The sequence below is a fragment of the Mesorhizobium sp. B2-1-3 genome (assembly GCF_006442495.1).
Classification (GTDB): Bacteria; Pseudomonadota; Alphaproteobacteria; order Rhizobiales; family Rhizobiaceae; genus Mesorhizobium.
Genome location: NZ_VFWL01000006.1, coordinates 199,946 through 223,564, shown reverse-complemented (window position 1 = coordinate 223,564; position 23,619 = coordinate 199,946). Strand labels below are relative to the sequence as shown.

Annotated in this window: 23 protein-coding genes; 6 read left to right on the top strand and 17 right to left on the bottom strand. The window is 63.7% G+C overall.

The window, feature by feature from the left end; translation table 11 throughout:
• Positions 1 to 84: 84 nt before the first annotated feature.
• Positions 85 to 1,161, top strand: coding sequence for a siderophore-interacting protein (locus FJ973_RS13250; protein WP_140556140.1), 1,077 nt, complete (start codon positions 85 to 87; stop codon positions 1,159 to 1,161).
• Between the two features lie 40 nt (positions 1,162 to 1,201).
• On the opposite strand, the gene FJ973_RS13245 is transcribed toward FJ973_RS13250, so the two are convergent.
• The 5 genes from FJ973_RS13245 to FJ973_RS13225 form a co-directional block, all read right to left on the bottom strand.
• Entirely contained in the window at positions 1,202 to 2,305 is a 1,104-nt protein-coding gene (locus FJ973_RS13245) for an AbrB family transcriptional regulator (protein ID WP_140556139.1), read from the bottom strand.
• Between the two features lie 164 nt (positions 2,306 to 2,469).
• Positions 2,470 to 2,625 (bottom strand): type II toxin-antitoxin system prevent-host-death family antitoxin, encoded by a 156-nt coding sequence (locus FJ973_RS31745; protein ID WP_348642399.1) that lies wholly within the window; start codon positions 2,623 to 2,625, stop codon positions 2,470 to 2,472.
• A gap of 5 nt (positions 2,626 to 2,630) precedes the next feature.
• Positions 2,631 to 2,939 carry a putative quinol monooxygenase gene (locus FJ973_RS13235; RefSeq protein ID WP_140496083.1) on the bottom strand — a complete coding sequence of 103 codons (309 nt, stop codon included), beginning with the start codon at positions 2,937 to 2,939 and terminating at the stop codon, positions 2,631 to 2,633.
• Between the two features lie 63 nt (positions 2,940 to 3,002).
• Positions 3,003 to 3,794, bottom strand: a complete 792-nt coding sequence (locus FJ973_RS13230; RefSeq protein ID WP_140556137.1) for an SDR family oxidoreductase — start codon at positions 3,792 to 3,794, stop codon at positions 3,003 to 3,005.
• Between the two features lie 67 nt (positions 3,795 to 3,861).
• Positions 3,862 to 4,299, bottom strand: coding sequence for a DsrE family protein (locus FJ973_RS13225; protein WP_140524937.1), 438 nt, complete (start codon positions 4,297 to 4,299; stop codon positions 3,862 to 3,864).
• A 101-nt stretch (positions 4,300 to 4,400) separates the two neighbouring features.
• Here FJ973_RS13225 and FJ973_RS13220 point away from each other — a divergent pair, with 101 nt between their 5' ends.
• The 3 genes from FJ973_RS13220 (at position 4,401) to FJ973_RS13210 (ending at position 6,187) form a co-directional block, all read left to right on the top strand.
• Positions 4,401 to 5,492 (top strand): hypothetical protein, encoded by a 1,092-nt coding sequence (locus FJ973_RS13220; RefSeq protein WP_140556136.1) that lies wholly within the window; start codon positions 4,401 to 4,403, stop codon positions 5,490 to 5,492.
• A 66-nt stretch (positions 5,493 to 5,558) separates the two neighbouring features.
• The gene (gene vapB, locus FJ973_RS13215; protein ID WP_140556134.1) at positions 5,559 to 5,804 is read left to right on the top strand and encodes a type II toxin-antitoxin system VapB family antitoxin; all 246 of its coding nucleotides are present in this window, start codon (positions 5,559 to 5,561) and stop codon (positions 5,802 to 5,804) included.
• Positions 5,801 to 6,187 carry a type II toxin-antitoxin system VapC family toxin gene (locus FJ973_RS13210; protein ID WP_140496079.1) on the top strand — a complete coding sequence of 129 codons (387 nt, stop codon included), beginning with the start codon at positions 5,801 to 5,803 and terminating at the stop codon, positions 6,185 to 6,187. The genes vapB and FJ973_RS13210 overlap by 4 nt, the downstream gene beginning before the upstream one ends.
• A 6-nt stretch (positions 6,188 to 6,193) precedes the next feature.
• Here FJ973_RS13210 and FJ973_RS13205 read toward each other — a convergent pair whose 3' ends face one another.
• From FJ973_RS13205 to FJ973_RS13180, 6 genes are all read right to left on the bottom strand, one after another.
• Positions 6,194 to 7,141: a cation diffusion facilitator family transporter gene (locus FJ973_RS13205; protein ID WP_140556132.1), complete on the bottom strand. Its 948-nt coding sequence runs from the start codon at positions 7,139 to 7,141 to the stop codon at positions 6,194 to 6,196.
• Between the two features lie 5 nt (positions 7,142 to 7,146).
• Positions 7,147 to 9,336 carry an anthranilate synthase gene (locus tag FJ973_RS13200; RefSeq protein ID WP_140556130.1) on the bottom strand — a complete coding sequence of 730 codons (2,190 nt, stop codon included), beginning with the start codon at positions 9,334 to 9,336 and terminating at the stop codon, positions 7,147 to 7,149.
• 222 nt (positions 9,337 to 9,558) lie between these two features.
• Positions 9,559 to 10,614: a succinylglutamate desuccinylase/aspartoacylase family protein gene (locus FJ973_RS13195; RefSeq protein ID WP_140524933.1), complete on the bottom strand. Its 1,056-nt coding sequence runs from the start codon at positions 10,612 to 10,614 to the stop codon at positions 9,559 to 9,561.
• 92 nt (positions 10,615 to 10,706) lie between these two features.
• On the bottom strand, positions 10,707 to 11,885 hold the full coding sequence (locus FJ973_RS13190; protein WP_140524932.1) for an MFS transporter: 1,179 nt from the start codon (positions 11,883 to 11,885) through the stop codon (positions 10,707 to 10,709).
• Positions 11,886 to 12,083: 198 nt separating this feature from the next.
• Positions 12,084 to 13,460, bottom strand: coding sequence for an FAD-containing oxidoreductase (locus tag FJ973_RS13185; RefSeq protein WP_140556129.1), 1,377 nt, complete (start codon positions 13,458 to 13,460; stop codon positions 12,084 to 12,086).
• Complete coding sequence (locus FJ973_RS13180) at positions 13,457 to 13,918, bottom strand: DUF4126 domain-containing protein (RefSeq protein ID WP_140556127.1); 462 nt, start codon at positions 13,916 to 13,918, stop codon at positions 13,457 to 13,459. The genes FJ973_RS13185 and FJ973_RS13180 overlap by 4 nt, the downstream gene beginning before the upstream one ends.
• Before the next feature lie 133 nt (positions 13,919 to 14,051).
• Between FJ973_RS13180 and FJ973_RS13175 the strand changes: the two genes are divergently transcribed.
• Complete coding sequence (locus FJ973_RS13175) at positions 14,052 to 14,609, top strand: sugar O-acetyltransferase (RefSeq protein ID WP_140556125.1); 558 nt, start codon at positions 14,052 to 14,054, stop codon at positions 14,607 to 14,609.
• A 15-nt stretch (positions 14,610 to 14,624) separates the two neighbouring features.
• On the opposite strand, the gene FJ973_RS13170 is transcribed toward FJ973_RS13175, so the two are convergent.
• A complete protein-coding gene (locus FJ973_RS13170) occupies positions 14,625 to 15,620 on the bottom strand; it encodes a helix-turn-helix domain-containing protein (RefSeq protein ID WP_140556123.1) in 996 nt (331 codons plus the stop codon).
• Between the two features lie 134 nt (positions 15,621 to 15,754).
• Here FJ973_RS13170 and FJ973_RS13165 point away from each other — a divergent pair, with 134 nt between their 5' ends.
• Positions 15,755 to 16,399 (top strand): cysteine hydrolase family protein, encoded by a 645-nt coding sequence (locus FJ973_RS13165; RefSeq protein ID WP_140556122.1) that lies wholly within the window; start codon positions 15,755 to 15,757, stop codon positions 16,397 to 16,399.
• A gap of 69 nt (positions 16,400 to 16,468) precedes the next feature.
• Here FJ973_RS13165 and FJ973_RS13160 read toward each other — a convergent pair whose 3' ends face one another.
• The 5 genes from FJ973_RS13160 to FJ973_RS13140 form a co-directional block, all read right to left on the bottom strand.
• Positions 16,469 to 18,148: a formate--tetrahydrofolate ligase gene (locus FJ973_RS13160; protein ID WP_140496069.1), complete on the bottom strand. Its 1,680-nt coding sequence runs from the start codon at positions 18,146 to 18,148 to the stop codon at positions 16,469 to 16,471.
• A gap of 392 nt (positions 18,149 to 18,540) precedes the next feature.
• Entirely contained in the window at positions 18,541 to 19,665 is a 1,125-nt protein-coding gene (locus FJ973_RS13155) for a DUF2333 family protein (protein WP_140516950.1), read from the bottom strand.
• 103 nt (positions 19,666 to 19,768) lie between these two features.
• Complete coding sequence (locus FJ973_RS13150; RefSeq protein ID WP_140556120.1) at positions 19,769 to 21,070, bottom strand: DUF6638 family protein; 1,302 nt, start codon at positions 21,068 to 21,070, stop codon at positions 19,769 to 19,771.
• Between the two features lie 109 nt (positions 21,071 to 21,179).
• Entirely contained in the window at positions 21,180 to 21,596 is a 417-nt protein-coding gene (locus tag FJ973_RS13145; RefSeq protein WP_140524926.1) for a DUF559 domain-containing protein, read from the bottom strand.
• 102 nt (positions 21,597 to 21,698) lie between these two features.
• Positions 21,699 to 23,609: an ATP-binding protein gene (locus FJ973_RS13140; protein ID WP_140496066.1), complete on the bottom strand. Its 1,911-nt coding sequence runs from the start codon at positions 23,607 to 23,609 to the stop codon at positions 21,699 to 21,701.
• Positions 23,610 to 23,619: the final 10 nt, after the last annotated feature.

Genomic DNA, 23,619 nt, shown 5'->3' with positions numbered 1-23,619 from the left:
AACTTCGGAACGTCTATGGCATGCCGCTGCCGGCGCGGCCCTCCTGCGGCCGATTGCTTCAAACCGTTTCGAAAGACGCGAACGATGGACCAACTGCGAGCGCAAACCCGGATCAGCGATGCGGCGATCAGGTCGGTGATGGACCGGCTGCGCACCGAGCACAGCGAATTCGAGGTCGAGACCGGTGTTGCCGATCGATGGGAACTTCGCCTGTACTACGGTTCGCTGAGCGCGGCACTCGAGGGCGACTCCATGCTGATCCGCGTCTCGGCCGTAGACGAAACCTGCCTGTCCTACATGAAGATGACGGTCGCCGGCCACGTCGCGCAGCACCTTGGAACGACGAGCGGACTGCGCTGGCAAGGCGACGGCAGCGACACCGGCACCCCAATCTTCTTCCGCGAAATCACGGTTGTGTCGTCAACGCGGATTTCTCCGCATATGCAGCGCCTGCGCTTTGCAGGCGATGATCTTGGCCGGTTTACTCATGGCGGCCTGCACATCCGGCTGCTGCTGCCGCCGCGGGGCAGGCCGCCCGTTTGGCCCTCGATGGGCGCCGACGGCCTGCTTGTGTGGCCTGCCGGTGAGGATGCGCTCACCGTCCGCATCTACACGATCCGGGCGGTGGATCCGATAAGCGGTTGGCTCGATGTCGATTTCGTGCTGCACCCCGACCATGACACGCCCGCTGCCACATTCGCGCAGAACGCGGTGGCGGGAGACGTGATCGGCATGATCGGGCCAAGCGGCGGCGAGACGCCGACGGCGCCGACCCTGCTGCTGGTCGGCGACGACACAGCGCTGCCGGCAATTGGCCGGATTCTGGGGGAACTGCGGCCGTCAACCCGCGTCGAGGCGCTCATCGAGGTCGATGGCCCGGACGACCGCATCGCGCTGGCGCAAGGCGACAACATCGAAATCACCTGGCTTTACCGGCACGACCGCGCGGCCGGCACCGCCGGCCTGCTGGCGGCCGCCCTGCGCGAGCGCAGCCACATGGCGCTTGCCGATAACCTCTACGTCTGGGCCGGATGCGAGTTCACGGACTTCCGCGAGATCCGCAAGATCGTGCGCAAGGAGTGGGGCCTGGGCCGCGACCGGCACCTAGTAACGGCCTATTGGCGTCGCGACGCGCAGGCCGAGGGCGACGACGAGGGTTAGGATCGATCCATAAGTATGCCGGCAGCCGGGGCGGAGCAGCCTATTCCTTCACCGCGCGCGCTACCAGCCGCGCGATGCTCGGGCCGACAAGCAGCACGATCAGGAAACGCGCCGACTGGAGCGCCATGATGAAGGAGATGTCGACGTTCTGGGCGGCGGCGGCGATGATGGCGACGCTGTCCATGCCGCCGGGGCTGGTCGCGAGATAGGCGGTCAGCGGATCGATGCCGAGCAGATGGCTGATCATGAAGGCGAGGCCGCCGCAAAAGGCGATCAGAGCCACGATCGAAGCGACGATCTGCGGCAGGGCCCGTGTCGCATGGCGCAGGATCGGCCTGGTGAAGTTCAGCCCGATCGACCATCCGACCATGGCGTAACTGACAGCCAGCAGCCAGGGCGGCAATTGCATCGGCACGCCGAGGCCAAGGTGGATCAACGCGCCGAAGATGAAGGTGCCCAGAAAGGAGGGCGAAGGCAGCCGGCAAAGCTTTCCCGCCAGCCCGCCGACCAGCGCGATGCCAATGGTTGCTGCTAAGGCTTGAGCATCGATCGGCGGAAACCAGATAATCGGCGGGATTTCGACGCCTGACGTTTCGACCCACATCTTGGCGACAATGGCCGCCGTCATCGAGACGAAGATGACACGCAGATACTGCATGAAGGCGACGAGGCGCTGGTCGGCGCCAAAGGCGCCGGCCATCAGCACCATTGCGGTGGCCGCGCCTGGGGAGGATCCCCAGACGGCGGTCGTGCCGGGCAAGATGCGCCACCGGCTGATCAGCCAGCCGAGCAGGCTGGACGCCGCGACGGTGGCTGTCACTGCGCCGAGGAACAGCGGCCATTCGGCGTAGAAGACGCGAAAAATGTCGGCCGAGATCGAAGCGGCGATGAGGCAGCCGACGATCGCCTGGGCGGAGCCGAACAGAAGCCGCGGCACGCGCACGGTGGCGCCGTTGGTGCCGGCGACGATGGCCGCCAGCATCGGCCCGATGAGCAGCGCCGCCGGCAGCGCGGCCAGTTCGAGCGCACCGGCAAACAGCACGGAAATGACGAGGAGGGCCAGCCACTGCCAAGGCTTGCGCATGCGCGCCATGCGCTCGACGGCCGGCTGGCCAGGAGACGGCTGCTTGGGCGTGGAATCCATGTTCTGGTCTTAGACTGAGCGGTAAGGGATGCGAACCCCCGCTGCATCGAAAAGCGGTCGCCTCAGATGTCTGTGCCGAACAGTTGCTCGATTTCTCCACCGCTCATGCGATCGAAACGGTCGGACACCGAAAACTGACCAGCCATAAAGCCAACCCGTCGCGATTATACCGGCTCCGATTGATCCATAGGAATGACCTTGACCAATGACTTGCCAGCCTTGGCGATCATGAAAGGTTCGCCGTTGGTGGCTCGCTGAACGAGACGTGAAAGATTGGCCTTCGCATCGCTAATGTTTACGATCTGCGTCGAGTCGTCCACCCGGATCAGCCCGTCTTGTCGTCAGCCAATCCAAAGCCGCCGACGGGGTTGGTTTCCACCTGGAACTCGAAGCCGGCGATGAAGGGCCTCGCTTTGGCGATGGCCGCCTGGACTTCGGGAAGCTGCAGCGAGGCTTTGTGGCTTGCCTGGTCAGTCCACACTTCTGTGACCCAGATGGCATCGGCATCGGCCGGGTCGGTGGCAACGATATAGCTCAGGCAGCCGGGCAGGGCGCCGGTGCTGGCGCGCAGGACGTCCATGACAGCGTCGCGCTGGCCGCGGGCCGCCCGCATCTTGCCGATCAGACCGTACATCCCTTCGTCTCCCTTCAGCGTTTTCGACAAGAGTATACCGTTCGTCAGTATGCAGGTCGCGGCTCAAGGCATCAACTGGCCACCATTCACCTCGATCACCTGGCCGGTGATGTAGCCGCTCAACAGATCGGAGGAGAGGAACAGATAAGCACCGACGCAATCTTCAGCCGTGCCGGCGCGCCCCTGCGGAATGGTGGCAACCATGCCCCTGATCTGCTCTTCGGTCGAGTAGCGTTCGTGGAACGGCGTGAGAATGGTGCCGGGTGCCACCGCGTTGACGCGAATGCCGAAGCCGATCAGTTCCTTGGCCATGCCGCGCGTGACGTTGGAGACGAAAGCCTTGGCCGAGCCGTAAAGCCCGGCGCCACCGCCGGCGCCGTTGCGGGCGGCGATCGAGGAGGTGTTGACGATGAAGCCGCCTTGTCTCTTCAACCACGGCATCGCCTTGCGCGAGGCGGCCAACACCGAACGCGCGTTGAGATCCATCACCGCGTCGTAATGCGCCTCTGTCTGCTCGGCGTAGGGCACGCGGCCGAGCATCCCGCCGGCATTGTTGACCAGCCCGTCGAGGCGGCCGAAATGCTGCGCGCTGTCCTCGACGACGCGTTCGACGTCGGCGGCCAGGGAAAAATCGCCCTGGACGAGAAGCACCTCGCCGCCATTGTCGCGAATGGCCTTGCCAAGTTTTTCGGCGGCGTCACGGCTGGAATTGTAGTGCAGTGCGACCAGACATTTCTGCGTCGCATAAGCCAACGCGAGTGCCGCGCCGATGCCGGTCGAGGCGCCGGTGACCAGCACCGCCTTGCCGGCGAGATCGGGAATGACAAGCCCGAGGGGAGTGGTTGTCGCTGGCACTGCCGTTTCTCCGGGATTTCGCGGTTCTTAGCTGGTCTTGCTACCCTTGCATTCAGTCCATGCAGCTTCAAGGCCTGAGATAGGCATAGCCCTGGCTTTGCAGTTCGGCGAGCTTGACGACGCCGCCACTGTCGGCCGCATGAAAACCGTCGAGCAGGTCGGCGAGCGAAATATCCATGCCGTGCATGGTGTTGGCGCAGGCATGCGGATCGAGCCCTTGCTGGACGAGACCGGTGAAACGACCGGAGATCGCCGCCGATATGCCCTTCGACTTGAAACCGGCAAGAGCCGGACCATGGACGACCAGCGCGATATCGACATTGCCGCCGGTGCCTTCGTAATGGTTCTTGATGTTGCCCAGCACGAAATTGACCTTGTCGAGGTCACTGAGATGATAGGCGACCTTCAATCTCGTGGCCTCGGTGGCCGCGGCTTGCGCCACCCGCAGTCCAATCAGCGTGCCGGCTCCGACGAGAATCGCGCGGAACATGTCGCGTCGACGCATGGCGATGGTTCCCCCGGGTTGAAAGATGGCAGCGAATTGCGTGGCCGCGACGCCGAGTGTAGCATAAATCGGCGTCGCGTCCTGCCGATGCGGAGGGTCACATGGCGTTCGAACAGAGACTGGCAAGCGTCCTGTCCGGAGCGGCCTTGTTGAGCCTGCTGGGCGCGACGGCTTTCGCCGACGAGGCGGCCAAGCTCACCGAACTCAGTCCCAACGGTCAGGACGCCTGTTTCGGCCGCATCTACGATGCCAACCACCTCAAGGCGCATCCGGACCAGAAGGTGGCCCGGATCTTCTTCTACTACGGCCATGATCCGGTCAGCAGGCCGAACGAGGAACCGGCCGCGAATGCCGGCACGTCCTACAATGGCTTCGTCACAACCACGGTGCGTGGCGCCAAGGCTCCGGAATGGGCCGGCGGCTGGTGTAGTCACCAATCCGAGGATGGCGCATCAAACCCGATCCATTGCGGCATGGAATGCGACCGCACGCTGGCGTCGCTGAAAGTCGACCACAAGGGCCGGCTGATCCTTTCGGACCTGCAGCCCGATATCTATCTCGATGCCGGTTCCGAGGAGGAACTCGGCACGACTGAATACAACAGGCAGGCGCTGGGGTCGCGGGACGACAATTTCCGCCTCGACCCGATGCCGGCAGCGACCTGCAAGGCGGAGTTCGCCCGCATCGACCCGATCGACCCAGCGATGGGTCCGCCGCTGCGCGACCGGCTGAAGCCCGACCAGGCCTTCTGCTACGGACGCGACTACGATGCCGCGCATTTCGGTTCGCATCCCGACCAACTGACGCAGTCGATCCGCGTGTTCCGTGGGCCGGTCGAACTGGCTTCATTCGCGGCGGGCGGCGACCTTGCCAATTGGCCTGACGGCGCCGACATCGCCGTTTCGGTCACGACGCGGCAAAAGTCGGGCAAGGTCACGCAGGTCTATTCCTGCCAGGGCGAGGCCGACCAGTGGCGCTGCGCGGCGAGTTCGAAGATGAGCGATTTCTCCTGCGATATCACGCAGAAGGAGATTTTCCTCAAGCGCGGCGCCAACGGCATGATGATGCTGGCCAATACCAACAACAGCCTGGCAATCGTCGATTTCTGTTCACAGGCAGCCGACGGCAAGACGAAGTCGGACGATAAGATCTACCGGCTGGAACCGATGCCGCAATCGGCTTGCGCGCCTTGAGCGGAGCCTTGTTTAGGTCAGCACGAAGGGATATATCTTTGCTATATCTCATTTGAGGATAGCACGATGGACAAAGCAAAAGTGTTCTGGTCAGGCAGATCCCAAGCCGTGCGCCTGCCGAAGCAGTTCCGTTTCGACACGGAGGAGGTCTCGATACGCCGTCACGGGCAAACCGTCATCTTGGAACCGCTTGCGCAGGACTGGGCGTGGCTCGACCAAGTGATTGGACCGCTTGATAATGATTTCGCCGAGGCAGCACTGGAACGTCAGGACGGGCAGGATCGACCTGCCTTGGACGACGTCTTCAAGTGATCTACCTGCTTGACACCAATGCCGTCATCGCGGTCATGAAGGGCGATGAGGATCTGCTTGCACTGCTGAAACGGCATAGGCCGCAGGACTTTGCCGTTTCAGCGATCGTCGTGCACGAACTGTGCTATGGCGCCGAAAAGAGCCAGCGTCGGGTCGAAAATATGGCGCGTATCGAAGCTCTGCTGTTTCCTGTGCTCGAATTCGATCGGGAAGACGCGAGACATGCCGGAGAGATTCGGGCAACGCTTGCCACATTGGGAACTCCAATTGGTCCCTACGATGCGTTGATTGGTGGGCAGGCGCGCGCGCGGAACCTCACGCTGATGACCCGCAATGTCCGGGAATTCGAGCGGATCAAAGCTCTGTCAATCGAGACGTGGTGAACTGCCTCACGCGAACGGCACCGCCGTCGTGCCCTTCGGCAGCTTGGCCTCATCATCGGGCTCGACATGGATGGTGACGCGCACGGAAGGGATTTCCGCCTGCAGCGCATCCTCGATGCGGTCGCAGATGACATGGCTGGCGCCGACCGACATGTCGGCATCGACGACGAGATGGAATTCGATGAAGGTGGCGCGGCCGGCGATGCGTGTCTTGAGGTCGTGCACTTCGAGCGCGCCTTTGCAATTGGCCGAAATGATGTCGCGGATGCGCATATGCTCCTGGGTGTCGACTGCGCGGTCCATCAGCCCGTTCATCGACGAGCCGATAACATGCCAGCCCTGCCAAAGAATGTTGAGCGCGACGATCACGGCCAGCGCCGGATCGAGGATCTGCCATCCGGTCAGCACCGCGCCGACAAGGCCGGCGAAGACGCCGACCGAGGTCACGACGTCGGTCATGATGTGTTGGCCGTCGGCGACCAGTGCCGGCGATCTTGCGTTGCGCCCTGTACGGATCAGCGCCCAGGCCCAGAAGGCGTTGATGACCGTCGCCACACCGTTGACGGCAAGGCCTTCCCATGGCTGCTGGAGCGGGACGGGGTTGAGCCAGGATTGCCAGACCTCGTTCAGGATCAGGAGTGCCGCGACCACGATCAGCACGCCTTCCAGGACGGCCGAGAAATACTCGGCCTTGTGGTGGCCGAACGGATGGTCCTGGTCGGCAGGCTTGTAGCTGACCTGGATCGCCCAGAACGCGGCGGCCGAGGCGATGACGTTGACGATCGATTCCAGCGCGTCCGAATAGAGTGCGACGGAACCGGTGATGTACCAGGCGGCAAGCTTGAGTGCGAGCACCACACAAGCGACGACGATCGACCAGAAGGCAAGCCTTGCGACCTTGCGCCTGGTCGCGGCCTTCGCCGCGACCGCCATCGTGTCCCGCGTTTCGACCATCGTCTCTAGGCGGCCTTGTCCTTGGCCTTGCGCGGCAGGTGGGCGACGATGTTCTCGATGATGCGCATGCCGGCATTGTGGCCGAGCGTCATGATCGATTCCGGATGGAATTGCACCGCGGCGATCGGCTCCTTGCGGTGCTCGAAGGCCATGATGACGCCGTCTTCGGTCTCGGCGGTGACCACGAAATCGTCGGGTAGCCGCACCGGATCGGCGAAGATCGAATGGTAACGGCCGACGGTGACTTCCTTGGGCAGGCCGGAGAAGATGATGCCGGGCTTGGAGACGCGAATGCGCGACGGCTTGCCGTGCATCGGCACATGCAGCTGCCGCAATTCGCCGCCATAGGCCTCGGCCAGCGCCTGCAGGCCGAGGCAGACGCCGAAGATCGGCAGCTCGCGGGCGCGCGCTCGTCCGATGGTGGCGGCGCAGTCGAAATCCTTGGGCGTGCCGGGACCAGGCGACAGCACGACGAGATCCGGCTTCAGCCGGTCGAAAACTTCTTCCGGCACGGGGGTGCGCACGGTCGAGACATTGGCGCCGGTCTGACGGAAGTAATTGGCCAGCGTGTGGACGAAGCTGTCTTCATGGTCGACGAGCAGGATGTTGACGCCGTCGCCGACGCGCGCGGTGGTGCGCTCGGTGCTGGCGGCATTGCCCGTCTTGGCGTCGCGGATGGCGGAGAGCATGGCGGAGGCCTTCAGTTCGGTTTCGGCTTCTTCTTCCTCGGGAATGCTGTCGAACAGTAATGTGGCGCCGGCACGCACCTCGGCAATGCCGTCCTTGATGCGGATGGTGCGCAGTGTCAGGCCGGTGTTCATATCACCGTTGAAATTGACCATGCCGATGGCGCCGCCATACCAGGCGCGCGGGCTCTTCTCGTTCTGCTCGATGAAGCGCATGGCCCATAGTTTCGGCGCGCCGGTGACGGTCACCGCCCAGGCGTGCGAGAGAAACGCGTCGAAGGCGTCCATGCCTTCGCGCAGCCTGCCCTCGATATGGTCAACCGTGTGGATAAGCCGCGAATACACCTCGATCTGGCGGCGGCCGATGACGCGCACCGAACCCGGCTCGCAGACGCGCGACTTGTCGTTGCGGTCGACATCCGAGCACATTGTGAGCTCGGATTCGTCCTTCTTGGAATTGAGCAGCTTCAGGATCTGCTCTGAGTCGGAAATGGCGTCGTCGCCACGCTTGATCGTGCCCGAGATCGGGCAGGTCTCGACACGGCGGCCGTTGACGCGCACGAACATTTCGGGCGAAGCGCCGATCAGGTATTCGCCTTCACCCAGATTGATGAAGAAGGAATAGGGCGAGGGGTTGATTGACTTCAGCTTGCGCGAAATCTCGGAGGGTTGGGTCTCGCAGCGTTCGTAGAACATCTGCCCGGGTACGACCTCGAACAGGTCACCGCGCTTGAAGCTGTCCATCGCGCGGCGCACAAGATTGGCGTATTCGCCGGGTTCATGGTCGCCGCGCGGCGGGATACGGTCGGCAGTCTTGAACGGCTCGGCGATCTCGTCGCGCGGCAGGCCTTCGGTCGAAAAACCCTTGCCGGCGTAGTCATATCGATCGGTCCAGGCCTTGGCCGAATAATGATCGACGACCAGGATCTCGTCGGGCAGGAACAGCACGAGATCGCGCTGGCTTGGCTTGCGTTCGAGCTTGTAGTCGACCGGATCGAACTGGAAGGCGAGGTCGTAGCCGAAGGCGCCGTAAAGGCCGAGATTGGCGTCTTCGGCGGTCTTGAACAAGGCGGTGATGGCGCGCAGAACCGTGAAGACGGAAGGAACGCGGCTGCGTTCTTCTTCGGTGAAGACACGGCCCGGCTTGGCGACGTCGAGGCGGATCAGCTTTTTCGACGCCTCGGCGATCGTGATCTCGGCGATATCGCCGAGCGTCTTGACGATGACCGGCAGAAGCACCTCGCCCCGCCGGTTCAGCGCCTCGATGCGCATGGACCGGCCACGCGCCGAGATCACCAAAGGCGGGTCGATGATGGCGGTGTCCCAACGCGTATAGCGGCCGGGATATTCATAGTTCGAAGAGAACACCGCGCCCCGGCGCGCATTCAGCCCGTCGACATAGGCGTCGATGGCGCCTTCATAGGGCCGGTCGTGGCGCTCGCGGGTGATGGTGATGCCACCCCCGGTCACAAAACTCTCTGCGCCGTTGTCCAGAACCTTCATCGTCATTGCCGTCTCCATCAGCTTCTTGGGCAACGGACCCGGGAATGGCTTGGAAAAAACAAATGGCCGCCCGGACATTCCGCTGCGGCCACCCTCTCTTTTCACGCGCACGCGTTCGAACAGGCCGCTGTCAGCAGGCCCACCACCAAACGGTCTTGATCGAACGCATGTTCATGGCGATTCCCATAGCGGCGATTGAGCGACCGCGCAACTGGATTCGATGGAGGCTCAATCTTCCAGTGTGCCGGACCTTGCGTCGGCGCTCTTCCTGTCGCCCACCAGTTTCAACAGATCCTCGCCGGCGCGGATGATACGGCGCGAGCGCCGGGTCAGGACGATGCCGGCCTGCGGCGCGAACACCTCGGTGCGGCCATCGGCTTCGCCCGGTGCGTGGACGATGACGGCAAGCCGCGTGTCCTTGGCGACGCGGTCGCCGGGCTCCACGTCATAGAGCACGGCACCCGCCCGGGGCGCCGGCATCATGTCGATGTTTTCGAGCGGCGCGACAACCCCGGTGAAGGCACCGGGTGAGGGCAGGGCCGGGTCGGCGACTACGCCGCGCGCCACCAGCAGCCGGTAGAGCCCCGCGGCGTCCGACGCCGCGAACGCGCCATCGACATCGAGGATGCCGCGATATTCGACCGTCGTGACGACGCGCCGGCCGAGCTTCGCCACATCGGCGGGAACGTTCTGATAGGGCATGATCGAGGCGCCCTCGAAAGTGCCGTCCGTGTCTTCACTCCACAGCACCACCGCCTCGACGCCCATGGCGGCGGCGCAGTCGGCCATTGCCGGCCACAGGCTTGTGTGGACATACAGGTAGGAGAGACCCTCGTCGTCGCAATGCAGGTCGAGCACGATGTCGTGGCCGAGCGAAAGCTGCACCAGTCTCGTCTTCAGCCGCTGGTCGGGCGTGCCATGCGCGGTGTCGGGCAGGAGTGCCGTGTCGGGCGCAGCGAGCAGCGGGAAACCGCGGTTGAAGTTGGTGCGCGTGCCCAGATGAAAACGGCCCTGATGTTCGCCGAAATGATACTGGGCGCGGCCGATCGGATTGGCCCAGGGCACGATGGTGATGTCGCCCTTGATGCGCCCCTCCGCCTCGGCCCTGGCCAGCATCGGCATCAGCGCGTCAATGGCGACGACTCCGGGCAGTTCGCCGGCATGAAGTGCTGCCTGCAGATAGGCCGAAGGCGCGGATTCGTCGGTTCCAGCGAAGCGAAACAGCGGGAATTCGTAGGAAACCCCTTCGCTGTCGCCGGCTATGCGTTCGATCGATTTCTGCATGGGGTCTTTCTCCGCCGAGAGGCGAGAAGACATGCCTCTTCGACTGTGCGCTTGTCGATTGGTCCAGGCTGTCGCGCTATGGGCGCAAGCAGCTACTGCGCGGCAGGTTGAAGAGTGACGACCGGAGCGCGCTGGTCCAGTGCCCGCGAGGCAACGGCTACGGCGACCGCCAGCAGAGCGAGTGCCGCGCCCACCAGCGGCAGGTTGGCATAGGAAACGCCCCAGGAGAGCGCCACGCCGCCGATCCAGGCGCCGCTGGCGTTGCCGACATTGAAGGCGCCCTGGTTCAGCGTGGCGGCAAGGTTCGGTCCCTCGGAAGCGGCTTCCACGACACGGATCTGCAACGGCGGCACGACGACGAAGACGAGCATGCCCCACAGGAAGACGATGCCTATGGCGACACTGGCGATAGCGCCGAACTGCATGAAGCCGACAAACAGGACCGCCAGCAGCAGCAGCGTGCCGATCACCGTCGGCATCAGCTTCCAGTCGGCCAGCCGGCCGCCGATGATGTTGCCGATGGTCATGCCGGCGCCGAACAGCAAGAGCACCCAGGTGACCGCCGCCGTGGACAGGCCCGACACGTCGGTGAGATAGGGCTTGATATAGGTGAAGACGGCAAACAGGCTGGCTGAGGCGAGCGCCGCGATCAGCATGGCCAGCCACATCTGCAGCTTGCCGAGCACGCGCAATTCGCCGCGCAAGCCGTCGCCGCTTGGTTCAGTGACATCCGGCGGCACTAGCCAAGCGATCGCCGCGACCGAGATCAGCCCGATGCCGACCACCGCCAGGAAGGTGGCGCGCCAGCCGAAGGCTTCGCCAAGCGCCGTTCCGGCGGGAACGCCGAGGATGTTAGCCAGCGTCAGGCCGGCGAACATCAGCGCGATGGCGCTGGCACGCTTGTTGCGGGGCACCAGGCTGGCGGCGACGACCGAACCGATGCCGAAGAAGGCGCCGTGGCCGAAGGCGGTGAAGACGCGCGCGCCCATCAGCATCCAGTAATTGGGCGCGATGGCGCAGAGCAGGTTGCCGACGACGAACAGTGCGGCCAGTCCGACCAGCACCGGCTTGCGCGGCAGATGCGCGGTGGCCATCGCCACGATTGGCGCGCCGAAGACCACGCCCAGCGCATAGCCCGTGACCAGCAGCCCGGCCGCGGGAATGGTCACGCCAAGGTCGGCGGCGACCTCCGGCAGCAGACCCATGATGACGAATTCGGTGGTGCCGATGCAGAAGGACGCAATGGCAAGCGCAAGGATCGGCAAAGGCATGGGAGGTCCAGGCTGAATCGGTTCAAATGGAAACTGCGCGAGCGCCCCATGGCGCACAAGCGCCATTGCCGCAATGCAGCAATGCAGAAAGCGGAGAGCAAAGAGGCACTGGCAGCGGTGCTTGTGCCGTGCCCTGCCGGGCTAGACGACCCTGACCGAACCCGCCCGAGCGGCCGAACCGACCGGCTGAGCCGGAGTTCAGACCAGCGGCTTCAACTCCTGGGCGATGGTAGGCAGCAGTTCCGAGACATTGGGGTGGATGTGCATGGCGCGCGCCAGCGTGTCCACAGGTGCCTTGGCGTACATCAGGTCAAGCACGCAATGCACGGCTTCATCGCCGCCGGGGCCAAGCACGCAGCAGCCGAGGATTTCCCTTGTGTCGGCGTCGACGAGGATCTTCATGAAGCCTTGCGTCTCGCCTTTCTCGATGGCACGGCCGACACGGGTCATCGGCCGCTGGCCGACCAGCGCGCGGCGTCCCGACTTCTTCACCGACGCCTCGGTCATGCCGCAGCGGCCGAGCGGCGGGTCAATGTACAGAGCGTAGGCCTCGATGCGGTCGGTGACCTTGCGCGGATCATTGTCGAGCAAATTGGCCGCAACGATCTCGTAATCGTTGTAGGACGTGTGGGTGAAGGCGCCCTTGCCATTGCAGTCGCCCATCGCCCAGATGCCGGGCACGCTGGTGCGCAACTGGTCGTCGACGGTGATGAAGCCGCGTTTGTCGACCTCGATGCCGGCCTGGTCGAGGCCGAGATCGTCGGTATTGGGCGTTCGCCCCAGAGCCAGGAGCACATGCGAGCCGACGGCCGGCGGCTTGCCGGCGGAGAAGGCAACAGCAATATCCTCGCCCTGCCTGGCGAAGCTTATGGCGTCGGCGCCGAGATGGACCGCGATGCCTTCGTTTTCGAGGATCGACAGGATGGCGTCGGACACATCCTCGTCTTCGCGGCCGATCAGCCGCGAGCCCTTTTCGACAATCGTGACCTCCGCGCCGAAGCGGCGGAACATCTGCGCGAATTCGAGCGAGATGTAGCTGCCGCCGACCACCAAGAGGTGGCGCGGCAACACGTCGAGGTCCATCATCGAAGAGTTGGTGAGAAAGTCGATGTCGTGAATGCCGGGCAGATCCGGTACCGATGCGCGGCCGCCGGTGTTGAGAAAGATCTTGCCGGCGGTCAGGAGATCATCGCCGACGCGCACCGTGTTGGCGGATTCGAAACGCGCATGGCCGCGATAGAGCGTGCATTTATCCATGTCGGCGATCCAGGTTTCCAGATTGCCGCGGGCGTCGTTCGACACCTTGTCCTTGCGCGCCTTGACCCTGGCATAGTCGACGCCGACCGGGCCGGAGAGGGTCACGCCATAGTCCGGGCCGCGCCGCGCCAGATGCGCGGCATAGGCGCTGGCGACCATGGCCTTGGTCGGCATGCAGCCGGTGTTGACGCAGGTGCCGCCGACCAGCTTGCGCTCGATCAGCGCCACGCTCATGCCGGCCGCGGTCAGCCGGCCGGCCAGCGAAGGGCCGGCTTGGCCGGCACCGATGACGATAGCATCGAAGGTTTTCGCCGTCATGCCACCGCCGCCACGATCAAGAGACCGCCAACGATCGCGACCGCGTCCTCGATGAAGGCCGCGGGCTGGTCCTTGCCGAAGGCGGCCGCCAGCCGGCCGCGCGCCTCCGTGCCGCCGAGCGTGCCGATAACGGCCCCTATGGCGCCGGCGATCAGGCAGACGATGGTGGCGCCGCCAGTGGCGCCGATCACGGCGCCGCTGAAGGCACCGAGCAGGATGCGGGCGCCGAATTGCTGCGGCACCTTGCGGCTCGGCGTCGACGGCAACTGGTCGGTGACCAGCTCGACGATGGCCAGGATAGTGAAAATGCCGACAGCGGCCCAGTGGCTCATGAAGCTTGCCCAGGTGCCGGCAACCGGCAGCCAGCCGAGCCAGGCGCCCCAGGCGACGGCGGCCGGCGCGGTCATGGCGCGCAGGCCGGCAATGACCCCGATCAGAAGTGCAAGAATGTAAAGCATGTTGATCCCCCTCGATCCCGGGCCGGGACAGCCCTGAAAAGGCAGGCTACCATAGGTCCGGTATTTGGCCAGTACTTGCATAGGCGCTCTCTTACGCCGCAACGGTGCGTGGCAATGATGACGGAGGCACCGCATGGCTGAGAGCGAACGCGCAAAAATGGCGGCGGGCGAGTGGTATACGTGCATGGATGACGAACTGGAGGCGCTGCGCGGCGTGGCTGCGGGCGCCGTATTCGAGCACAATTCGCTTGCGCCCCGTCAGCGCGGCAACATCGGGCCTGCCTTGCAGGATCTGCTCGGCGGCGCGGGCGAGGGCGCCCGCATCGAGGCGCCGTTCCACTGTGCCTATGGCTTCAACATCTTTCTCGGGGACGGCGTCTTTCTCAATGCCGGCTGCATCATTCTCGACACGGCAAGCGTGCGCATCGGCAAGGGAACGCTGCTCGGCCCCAATGTGCAGATCTATTGCGCCGAGCATCACAGGGAGGCCGCGGGGCGACAAGCCGGGCTGGAAATCGCCAGGCGGGTCGAGATCGGCGCCAATGCCTGGATCGGCGGCAGCGCGGTGATCCTCGGCGGGATCAGCATCGGCGAGGGCGCCATCGTCGGCGCCGGCGCCGTGGTGACGCGCGACGTGCCCGCGAACATGACGGTGGTCGGCAATCCGGCGCGGGCGGTCAAACGCGGTTGAGTGCCCGGCGGGCGCTCAGTGCGAAAGCGCGTGCGGCGACCGGTCGCCCTGGTCGGCCCGCCTGGAAAATTCACGCCGGTATTGCGCCGGGGAGGTCCTGAGACGCGCCGAAAAATGCTGGCGTAGCGAAGCGGCGCTGCCGAAGCCGGCCTCGAAGGCCACGACGTCCATCGATTTTTCCGTCGTCTCGAGCAGACGCTGCGCCAGTTCAAGCCGTTGCTCGATCAGCCAGTCGCCGAAACTCGTCCCGATCGATTTCTGGAAGCGGCGGGTGAAGGTGCGCCGTGTCATGCCGGCGGCTTCGGCGACGCGGTCCAAGCTGTGCGCATCGCCGAGCGTCGCACGCACCGCGTCGAGTGCTTGTGTGAACCTGTCGGTATCGGCGCTCCTCGCCAGCGGACGCTCGATGAACTGCGCCTGTCCGCCTTGCCGGTGCGGGGAGAGCACGATCTGCCGCGCGAGCCGCAGTGCTGCCTCGGCGCCGTAGCGGGCGCGAACGATATGGAGGCAGCAGTCGAGCCCGGCCGCGACGCCGGCCGACGTCACCACGTCGCCATTGTCGACATAGAGCACCTCGGCATCCACCGCGATGTCGGGATGAAGCTTCTGAAGCCGCTCGGCGTAGGCCCAATGCGTGGCCGCACGCCGACCGCCAAGCAGTCCGGCAGCAGCGACTGCGAACGTTCCCAGGCAAAGGCCGACGATCAGGGCACCATTGCGGTGGGCCCGCCGCAGTGCCTGCGTCAGCAGTTCCGGCAGCGGGTCTTCGAGATCCCGCCAGCTCGGCACGATGACGATGTCGGCGCCGTCGAGCCCCTCAAGCCCATGCGGCGCGGCGACGCTCAGCCCGGCCTCGGTGTGGACGGGCCCGGCCTCGATCGCGCAGATGCGGAAGTCGAAGCGCGGCAGGCCGAACGATGTGCGATCCTCGCCGAACACCAGGCAAGGGACGGAGAGATGGAACGGGCTGATGCCGTCGAAGGCGAGGACGGCGACGATCGGGTGGGTCATGTCTTTGCCAGGGATTTCTGCGCGGGTTATGGCGGATTGTCCCAATTCTTTCGAATGATGTCAATCGGGCCACTTTCGTCCGATGGTGGCGGACCTATGCTCGGGCATCACATCAAGCCTCAAAGGAATGCATCATGTCCGAACCAGCCAGCAAGACGCCGCGCCGCGCGCTCGTCGTCGTGGACGTCCAGAATGACTATGACGGCGGCAATCTCGCCATCCAGCATCCGCCGTTCCGCGACAGCGTCGTCAACGTGGCGCGCGCCATGGACGCGGCAGCCGCGGCCGGCATCAAGGTGGTGGTCGTCAAGCAGATGGCGCCGGAGACGTCACCAATCTTCGCCAAGGGCAGCCATGGCGCGGAATTGCATCCCGAGATATCGAGGCGGCCACGCGACCACTATGTCGAGAAGACGCTGCCTTCCGCCTTCACCGGCACCGATCTCGAAGAGTGGCTGCGCGCCAACGCTGTCGAGACGATCGTGGTGGTCGGCTACATGACGCATAATTGCGACCTGTCGACCATCATCCATGCCGTGCATATGGGCTTTGCCGTCGAGTTCCTGTCCGACGCGACCGGCTCGGTGCCTTACGCCAACAGCGCCGGCTATGCCTCGGCCGAGGAGATCCACCGCGTGGTGACAATCATCCTGCAGTCGCGCTTCGCCGCCGTGCTCAAGACCGCCGAATGGATCGAGTGCCTGAAGACCGGCACCTTGCCGGAACGCGATACGATCTTCGGCTCCAACCAGCGGGCGCTGTCGCGCAACGCTGCGTAGGAATTTCCGGAAACAGAAAGGGCGCCGCATCGCTGCGGCGCCCTTAGCACTTTTTGGAATTGAGGATTTCTAGAACAGGCCTTCGATCTGGCCGGCTTCGTTGAGGAAGATCTTTTCCGACGACGGCGCCCTGGGCAGGCCGGGCATGGTCATGACCTCGCCGCAGATGATGACGACGAAACCCGCGCCCGCCGAAAGCCTGACCTCGCGCACCGGTACGGTGTGGCCGGTCGGCGCGCCGCGCAGGTTCGGGTCGGTCGAGAAGGAATACTGCGTCTTGGCCATGCAGACCGGCAAGTGGCCGTAGCCGGCCTGCTCCCAGGCGTGCAACTGGTCGCGCACCGACTTGTCGGCGATCGCTTCCGAGCCGCGATAGATGCGCTGGACAATGGTGTTGATCTTCTCGAACAGCGGCATGGCGTCGGGATAGAGCGGCGCGAACTGCGAGGCACCGGATTCGGCCAGCGCCACCACTTTCTTGGCGAGATCCTCGATGCCGGCCGAGCCGTTGGCCCAGTGCTTGCACAGGATCGCCTCTTCGCCCATCGAGGCGACATAATCCTTCATCGCCTGGATTTCGCCATCCGTGTCGGAGTAGAAGTGGTTGATGGCAACTACCGCCGGCACGCCGAACTGCCTGATGTTCTCGATGTGGCGGCCAAGATTGGCGCAGCCCTTCTTCACCGCCTCGATGTTTTCCTTGCCGAGGTCTTCCTTCTTGACGCCGCCATTCATTTTCATGGCGCGTACGGTGGCGACGATGACCGCCGCCGCCGGCTTCAGCCCGGCCTTGCGGCACTTGATGTCGAAGAATTTTTCCGCGCCGAGGTCGGCGCCGAAGCCGGCTTCCGTCACGACGTAGTCGGCAAGCTTGAGCGCCGTCGTGGTGGCGACCACCGAGTTGCAGCCATGCGCGATGTTGGCGAACGGGCCGCCATGCACGAAGGCCGGATTGTTCTCCAGCGTCTGCACCAGATTCGGCTGCATGGCGTCCTTGAGCAGCACGGCCATGGCGCCGTCGGCCTTGAGGTCGCGGGCATAGACAGGCGACTTGTCGCGGCGATAGGCGACGATGATGTCGCCCAGGCGCTTCTCCAGGTCCTTCAGGTCGGTGGCGAGGCACAGGATGGCCATGACCTCCGAGGCGACGGTGATGTCGAACCCGGCCTCGCGCGGATAGCCGTTGGCGACGCCGCCGAGCGAGCAGATGATTTCGCGCAGCGCCCGGTCGTTCATGTCCATGACGCGGCGCCAGGCAACGCGGCGGGTGTCGATGCCGAGCTCATTGCCCCAATAGATGTGGTTGTCGATCAACGCCGACAGGAGGTTGTGCGCCGTGGTGATGGCATGAAAGTCGCCGGTGAAATGGAGGTTCATATCCTCCATCGGCACGACCTGCGCGTAGCCGCCGCCGGCCGCACCGCCCTTGACGCCGAAATTCGGACCGAGCGAGGCTTCGCGGATGCAGATGATCGCTTTCTTGCCGATGCGGTTCAGGCCGTCGCCGAGGCCGACGGTGGTGGTCGTCTTGCCTTCGCCGGCCGGGGTCGGGTTGATGGCGGTGACCAGGATCAGCTTGCCGTCCTTGTTGCCCTTCACCGATTTGATGAATTCGGCGGAGACCTTCGCCTTGTCATGGCCATAGGGCAAAAGGTGTTCGGTCGGGATGCCGATCTTGGCGCCGATCTCCTGGATCTGTTTTTTCTTCGCACCGCGGGCGATCTCGATGTCGGACTTCACTTCTGCCATGACGGCTTTCCTTTGGATTGGACGGTGGAGGGGACGGGTTGATCACTGGTGCATGTTCGATACGCCGCGCGGGCAAGGGCATGTTCTAGCCCTCTCGCTGCCGTGGCGTCAACTTTCATGCAACTATGTTTCCTATGAAGAAAATTCCTCTGCGGCGGGCCGACCTGCCTCCGGTTCTTTCTGGCTCCGCTTGCCGCGCCGTATAGAAGCCAGAGCGGGGACGCGTCCGCCGTCTCAAAACAGCCGCGCAATGCACGGAATGCGACAGACACGGCGGCGCAAATCCGCCATCGCCGGCCTAAAGCGCATCGCGCTTCAGGCATTTGTTTCCATGCATATCGTTCTTCCCAGGCCGGACCACTTTTGGGTGACATGCATTGGGCCGACCGGCCCTACTGCGTCAGCACGTTGCTGATTTCGACCATGTTGGAACGCACCCTGAGCACATAGAAACCCATGGTCGTCAGATGCGTGGGCAGCAGCCAGCCGTCCTCGCGGCCATTGGCGATGATGAAGGGCTGGATGCGCAGCGCCGAGACGAACTGCGCGTCCATCGTATCCCACAGGCTCTGCAGGTGCTTTTCCTTGATGACGTCCTCGAAGTCGGCCTGCGCGCCCTTCATCAGTCCGTAATAGGCGTAGAGCTGGCCATAGGCGAACCAGTAGCGGTCGTCGGCGCGGAAATCGAACCAGCCATTGTTATGGTTTTCGGCACGTTCCTTGAGGATGGCCGAGGTCGAGCCGATATCGCTGGCGATACGGTCGATATATTGCTTCAGATTGTCGGCACGGGCATCAAAGGTGGCCTGGCAGGTGGCGAGGCGGGCGTTGAAGGAGCGCAGCTTGCGCACGGCGTCGCGATAATAGCTCGGGGTCGGCGTCTTCGGGCCGAACGGGCTTACACCGAAATACCAGGTGTACTCGTCGAACTGCAGATTGCCGCGCGCATCCTGCAGGTCGGCGTCGATCTGCGATGTCGTGCGCACACGGCCGAGATTGTCGGCGAGCTCGGTCGCGGTGCGGCGCACCGCCTGGTTGATGCCGCGCTGGAACGAGGCCTTGTTGTCCATCCACGGCGTGTTGTCCCAGCTGATGCCGAACAGGCCGAGCTTGTAGAGGATCATCGACGAGATCCAGGCATTCTGGTTAACGTTGAAGTCGGTCAAATCGGCGGCAATCTGGGCGATGCCGGAGTTGCCACAGGTCCTGGCAGTGTCGGCACCGGCACCGGCTGCTACCTGTTCGCCCGCCGAGATGTTGCGCTTCTCGAACGTGTAGGTGTCGGGATAGCTCGGATTGAAATTATTCCACCACTGGGTGGCGTAGAAGAAATTGGCGTAGAGGCCGAGCAGCACCAACAGGGCGAGGCCGAGCACGGCCTTGAGGATCCAACCGCGCTGCGCATACCAGCGGCCGGCCCACATGAACGGCCACAAGATGACGCCGATCAGGAGGCCGATGCCGCGGCCGATCCATTGGAAAATCCTGACGAAGAAGTTCACGATCGGATCGAGCATGGCTGTGTCACCCCTCAAGGCATAATGTCAAAAAGTTGCGGACTTTTGGATAACATCATGCGCCAAAACAACAAGTTAGAACGAAATGACGGCCGGTTTCGTTCTAGTCAGTCAGGCCGTAGAGGCGCGTGCGGAACGCCACGTTGTCCTTCAGATATGTGGTTTTCAGAACGTCCACAACATGCGATCGCCAGGCGTCGCTGAAGCCCTCATAGTCCTTGTAGAAGCCCTGCTTGTTGAAGACGTAGCGCGAGACGAAGTCCGACGGCACGAAATCCGAGATCAGCCGGTTGGTCAGCCAGGCGTCGGGATGGTCGGGCTTGGCGCGGACCACCAGGAAGCGCTGCTGCGGGAACACATCCTCGATCTTGAGATGGCCGAGCTGGGCAATCTCGCGCTTGGCGGCGTTGAGGAAGGGGAAATTGCCGTCCCTGGTGATCAGGTCGGCATGACCCTGGATCCAGGTCTGCAGCCAGACCTTGTCGACGTCGGTCAGATTGCGATCCGGCTCGGCGTCGCGGATCAGCGCGCGCACCACCATCTCGGCGCGGTGCTCGAGATAGCCCGAGGCTTCGATCCAGGAGGCGCGCGGCAGTTCGATGCGGCCGGTGGCGGCGAGGAACTTGAACACCTTGTCGGCGTCCTTGATCGAGAGATAGCTTACCTGCCACGGCCGCGAGCGGCGGAACCCGGGGGCCGCCGGATCGCTGATGACGGTCGTCATGTCGGGGTCGACGAACACGTAGAGCCCGCCGAAATGGCTGGTCCAGTAGGCGTTGTGGCGGAAGATTACCTGGTCGGGCACCAGCGCGTTCTCGCGGATGTCGCCGCAGATCTTGGCCAGTTCCACCATGCGGGTGAGCATGGCGTTGTCGCGCCAGGCGTCAGGCTCCTGTTTCAGGCGGTCGACGAGCTTGCCGAGCTCCGCGGCCTTGCCCAGCACATCTTCGGCCGACAGCACCTTGAATTCGACTTGGTTGATCGACAGCAGATCCTCGATATCGTTGACCTTGGGAATGGAATCCTCGATCTCGCCGTAGATGACATCCTTGATGGTCAGCGCGTCGATGGCGCGCTGATTCCTGGACATGAACTCGAACATCAGCTGCGAGGTGTTGGAGAAGGCGGTGTGCACCACCGGCAGGTCGATCTGCGACGGCGTCAGGATGATGAAGCGGCGGTTGACCTCATTGGGATCGAGGTAGCCGTAGTTGCCGCATTCCTCCGCCACTTCCGGCGAAAAACCGGTGCGGTCGATCTGGAAGCTCTTCAGCTTGGTGGGCTCGAGGCCAAAGGCGGCAAGCGCCTTGTTGTAGCGCTCGATGAGATGCGGCTCGTCGACGACGAGCAGCCGGCCGTAAATGAGCTCGTTGTCGCGCAGGAGATCGGGTTTGCGGGCGTTCATGTCGAAGAGCCCAAGAGGCTTTGCTTGGTAAGGCGAAGCGCCAACGCTGACGCCCCCCTCTCCCCGTCCTTCACGGGGAGAGGGTAAGGGTGAGGGGCGGCGCTGACGGTCAAGGACATGTCTCCCCATAGCCTTTGGCGGCGATAAATCGAAGATTGTTCGTCTCGATATGGCGATCGAGGCGCCGTTCGATAGCCGCCAATATAGTCTCGAGCACCGCGTCTCGTTCCTTTAATACGTCCGCGTTCCAAAAGCGGAGTACAGACCAATCATTTGAAACCATGAATTGGTCACGGACCCGATCATATTTGTTGTCAGCGTGTTGACTGCCGTCCACTTCGACAACCAGCTGGCATTCTCTGCAGGCAAAATCAGCAAAGTAGCTGCCTATCGGAAACTGTCGCACGAATTTGTACCCGTTCAGTCTGCGGTCGCGCAATTCCATCCAAAGCGCATCTTCGGCGTCATTGTCCGACTGACCCAATCGTCTTGCTCGCTTGGTCGTCTCGATTAATGGTCCACGCATGCGCTGCCCCTCACCCTTACCCTCTCCCCGTGAAGGACGGGGAGAGGGGGGGCGTCAGCGCTAGCGCCAAACCTTTCAGCACCTGCTGGCTTCGAAGGAAGCTCAAGCATTCCACAGCCCCTTTTTCTTCATCTCCTCCATCTCACGCGCTGCCCGTTCGCGCAGCCGCGCGTCGCGCAGCAGCTTTTCCACGGCGGAGTCGTCGGACTTGTCGGAGTAGCGGAACTCGCTGTCGGCGTAGCGGTTGATCTCCTGCATGACCATGTCCATCGAGAACGGGCCGCGCAGTTGCTCGATCATCGCTTTCTTCTCGTCATAGCTCTTGTGCATGAAAACCTCTGGTTTTTCGAACCAGTCGTCGGGAAGCTCGATGTCCATGGCGCGCATCTTGATGGCGTCGGTGACGTTCTTGATGGCGCGGCCGGTGAAGCGCGGCTCGGCCTGCTTGATCAGGTGCAGATAGGTGCCGATGTCGGCCATGGTCTTGGGCGCGCCATTCTCCTTCATGTAGCGCTCATGGACCCGGATCAGCCCGTCCTCCCGCGGCTTCTTGTGCTCCTCATAGGCTTCGGCCACGGCGCGCTGGATCTCCTGCGCGGCGTAGAGTTCGTGGTCGCCGAGCGGGATCTTGTGGTTCTTGCCGGCGAGCAGCACGAAAATGTCGATGTAATCGTCACGCGTCTGCGGCCCGTCGACCAGCCAGCGGGCGCCGGCGCGCTGGCGCAGCGCATCGTCGACATTTTCGGGATAGTTGGAGAACATGCCGAACGAGCAGTTGCCGCGCACCACTGTGGCGGCACCGGCGAAGGCGTCCATCAGCACGCCGGTGATCTCCTGCTGGCCGGCCGAGGCGCGGTCGTCGGAACGGCGCGCCGCCACCTGGTCGACGTCGTCGATGGTGCCGAAACCGATGACGCGCGGGTTCAACACATTGTTGATGAACTGGCGGCAGTTCTGGCCGGACTTGCCCTGATAGGACGAGATCTGGTCGACGCCGAAATTCTCGTAGGCGAAGGGATAACCGGCGACCTGGCAGTAACCATTGACGAGACCGGCAATCATCTGGATCAGCGTCGTCTTGCCGGTGCCCGGCGCGCCGTCGCCGATGAAGGTGAACAGGAAGCCGCCGAGCTCGACGAACGGGTTCAGCTCGCGCTCGAAATCATAGGCCATCAACATCTTGGCGAGCTTGACCGACTGATATTTGGCGATGTGGTTGCCGACGACCTCTTCCGGTTTCTTGAAGGTCATCACCAGCGGCCTGGAACGCTTGCCCGGCGCGACGTCGAAGCCGTCGAGCGTGAAATCGTCGGCATCGATGCGGATATGCGCGTTCTCGAACGGGCCGATACCGTCGAAGCGGCCCTTTCGCGACAGCAGCCCATCGATGGCGACGCGGGCGAAGGCGCGCGCCCTGGTCATCAGGTCGGCATCGTCGGATGCACCCGAAATCGCCTTGTCGAGACCGGCCAGGATCGACTTCACCGCGTCCTGCGGCGTGTCGAAGAGGAAATCCGGCTCGGGAATGTCGTTGGGCGCCTCGCCATCGCTGTCGATGAGCTGGAACAGGTAGGAGGACAGGCTGAAGGCGGAAATGTAAGCCGAGGCCGACAGAAGCTTCTTGAAGGTGGTGGCCTCGTCGCCTTCGAGGGGAGCGCGGGTGTTCCTGGCCTGCAGGCTTTCGAGATCCGAGCCTTCGGCGAAAACATCCGATATGGCGAGCGCGAGCGCCGTGCCGCGCCGGGCACGAAACAAAAGTGTGTGCTGCGGGATGGTCAGCAACTGGTCGTCGGGGTGAACGGCGCCGACGGTCTTCGCCAGCTCGACCTCGCGCGTGCGGCGCACCGAACCGACAGAGACGGTGGAGACGAAGCGGCGATTGGTGCCGGCAAGCGCGGTGCCGGAGGAGCTGGACGGGTCTTCCAGCACGACGATGCGGGTGATGAAGCTCTGCGCGGTGGCGCGGTGCTTCTCGATCGCCGCTTCCGGGATGGTGGTCAGGCCGGTATCCATGAAGGTTGCT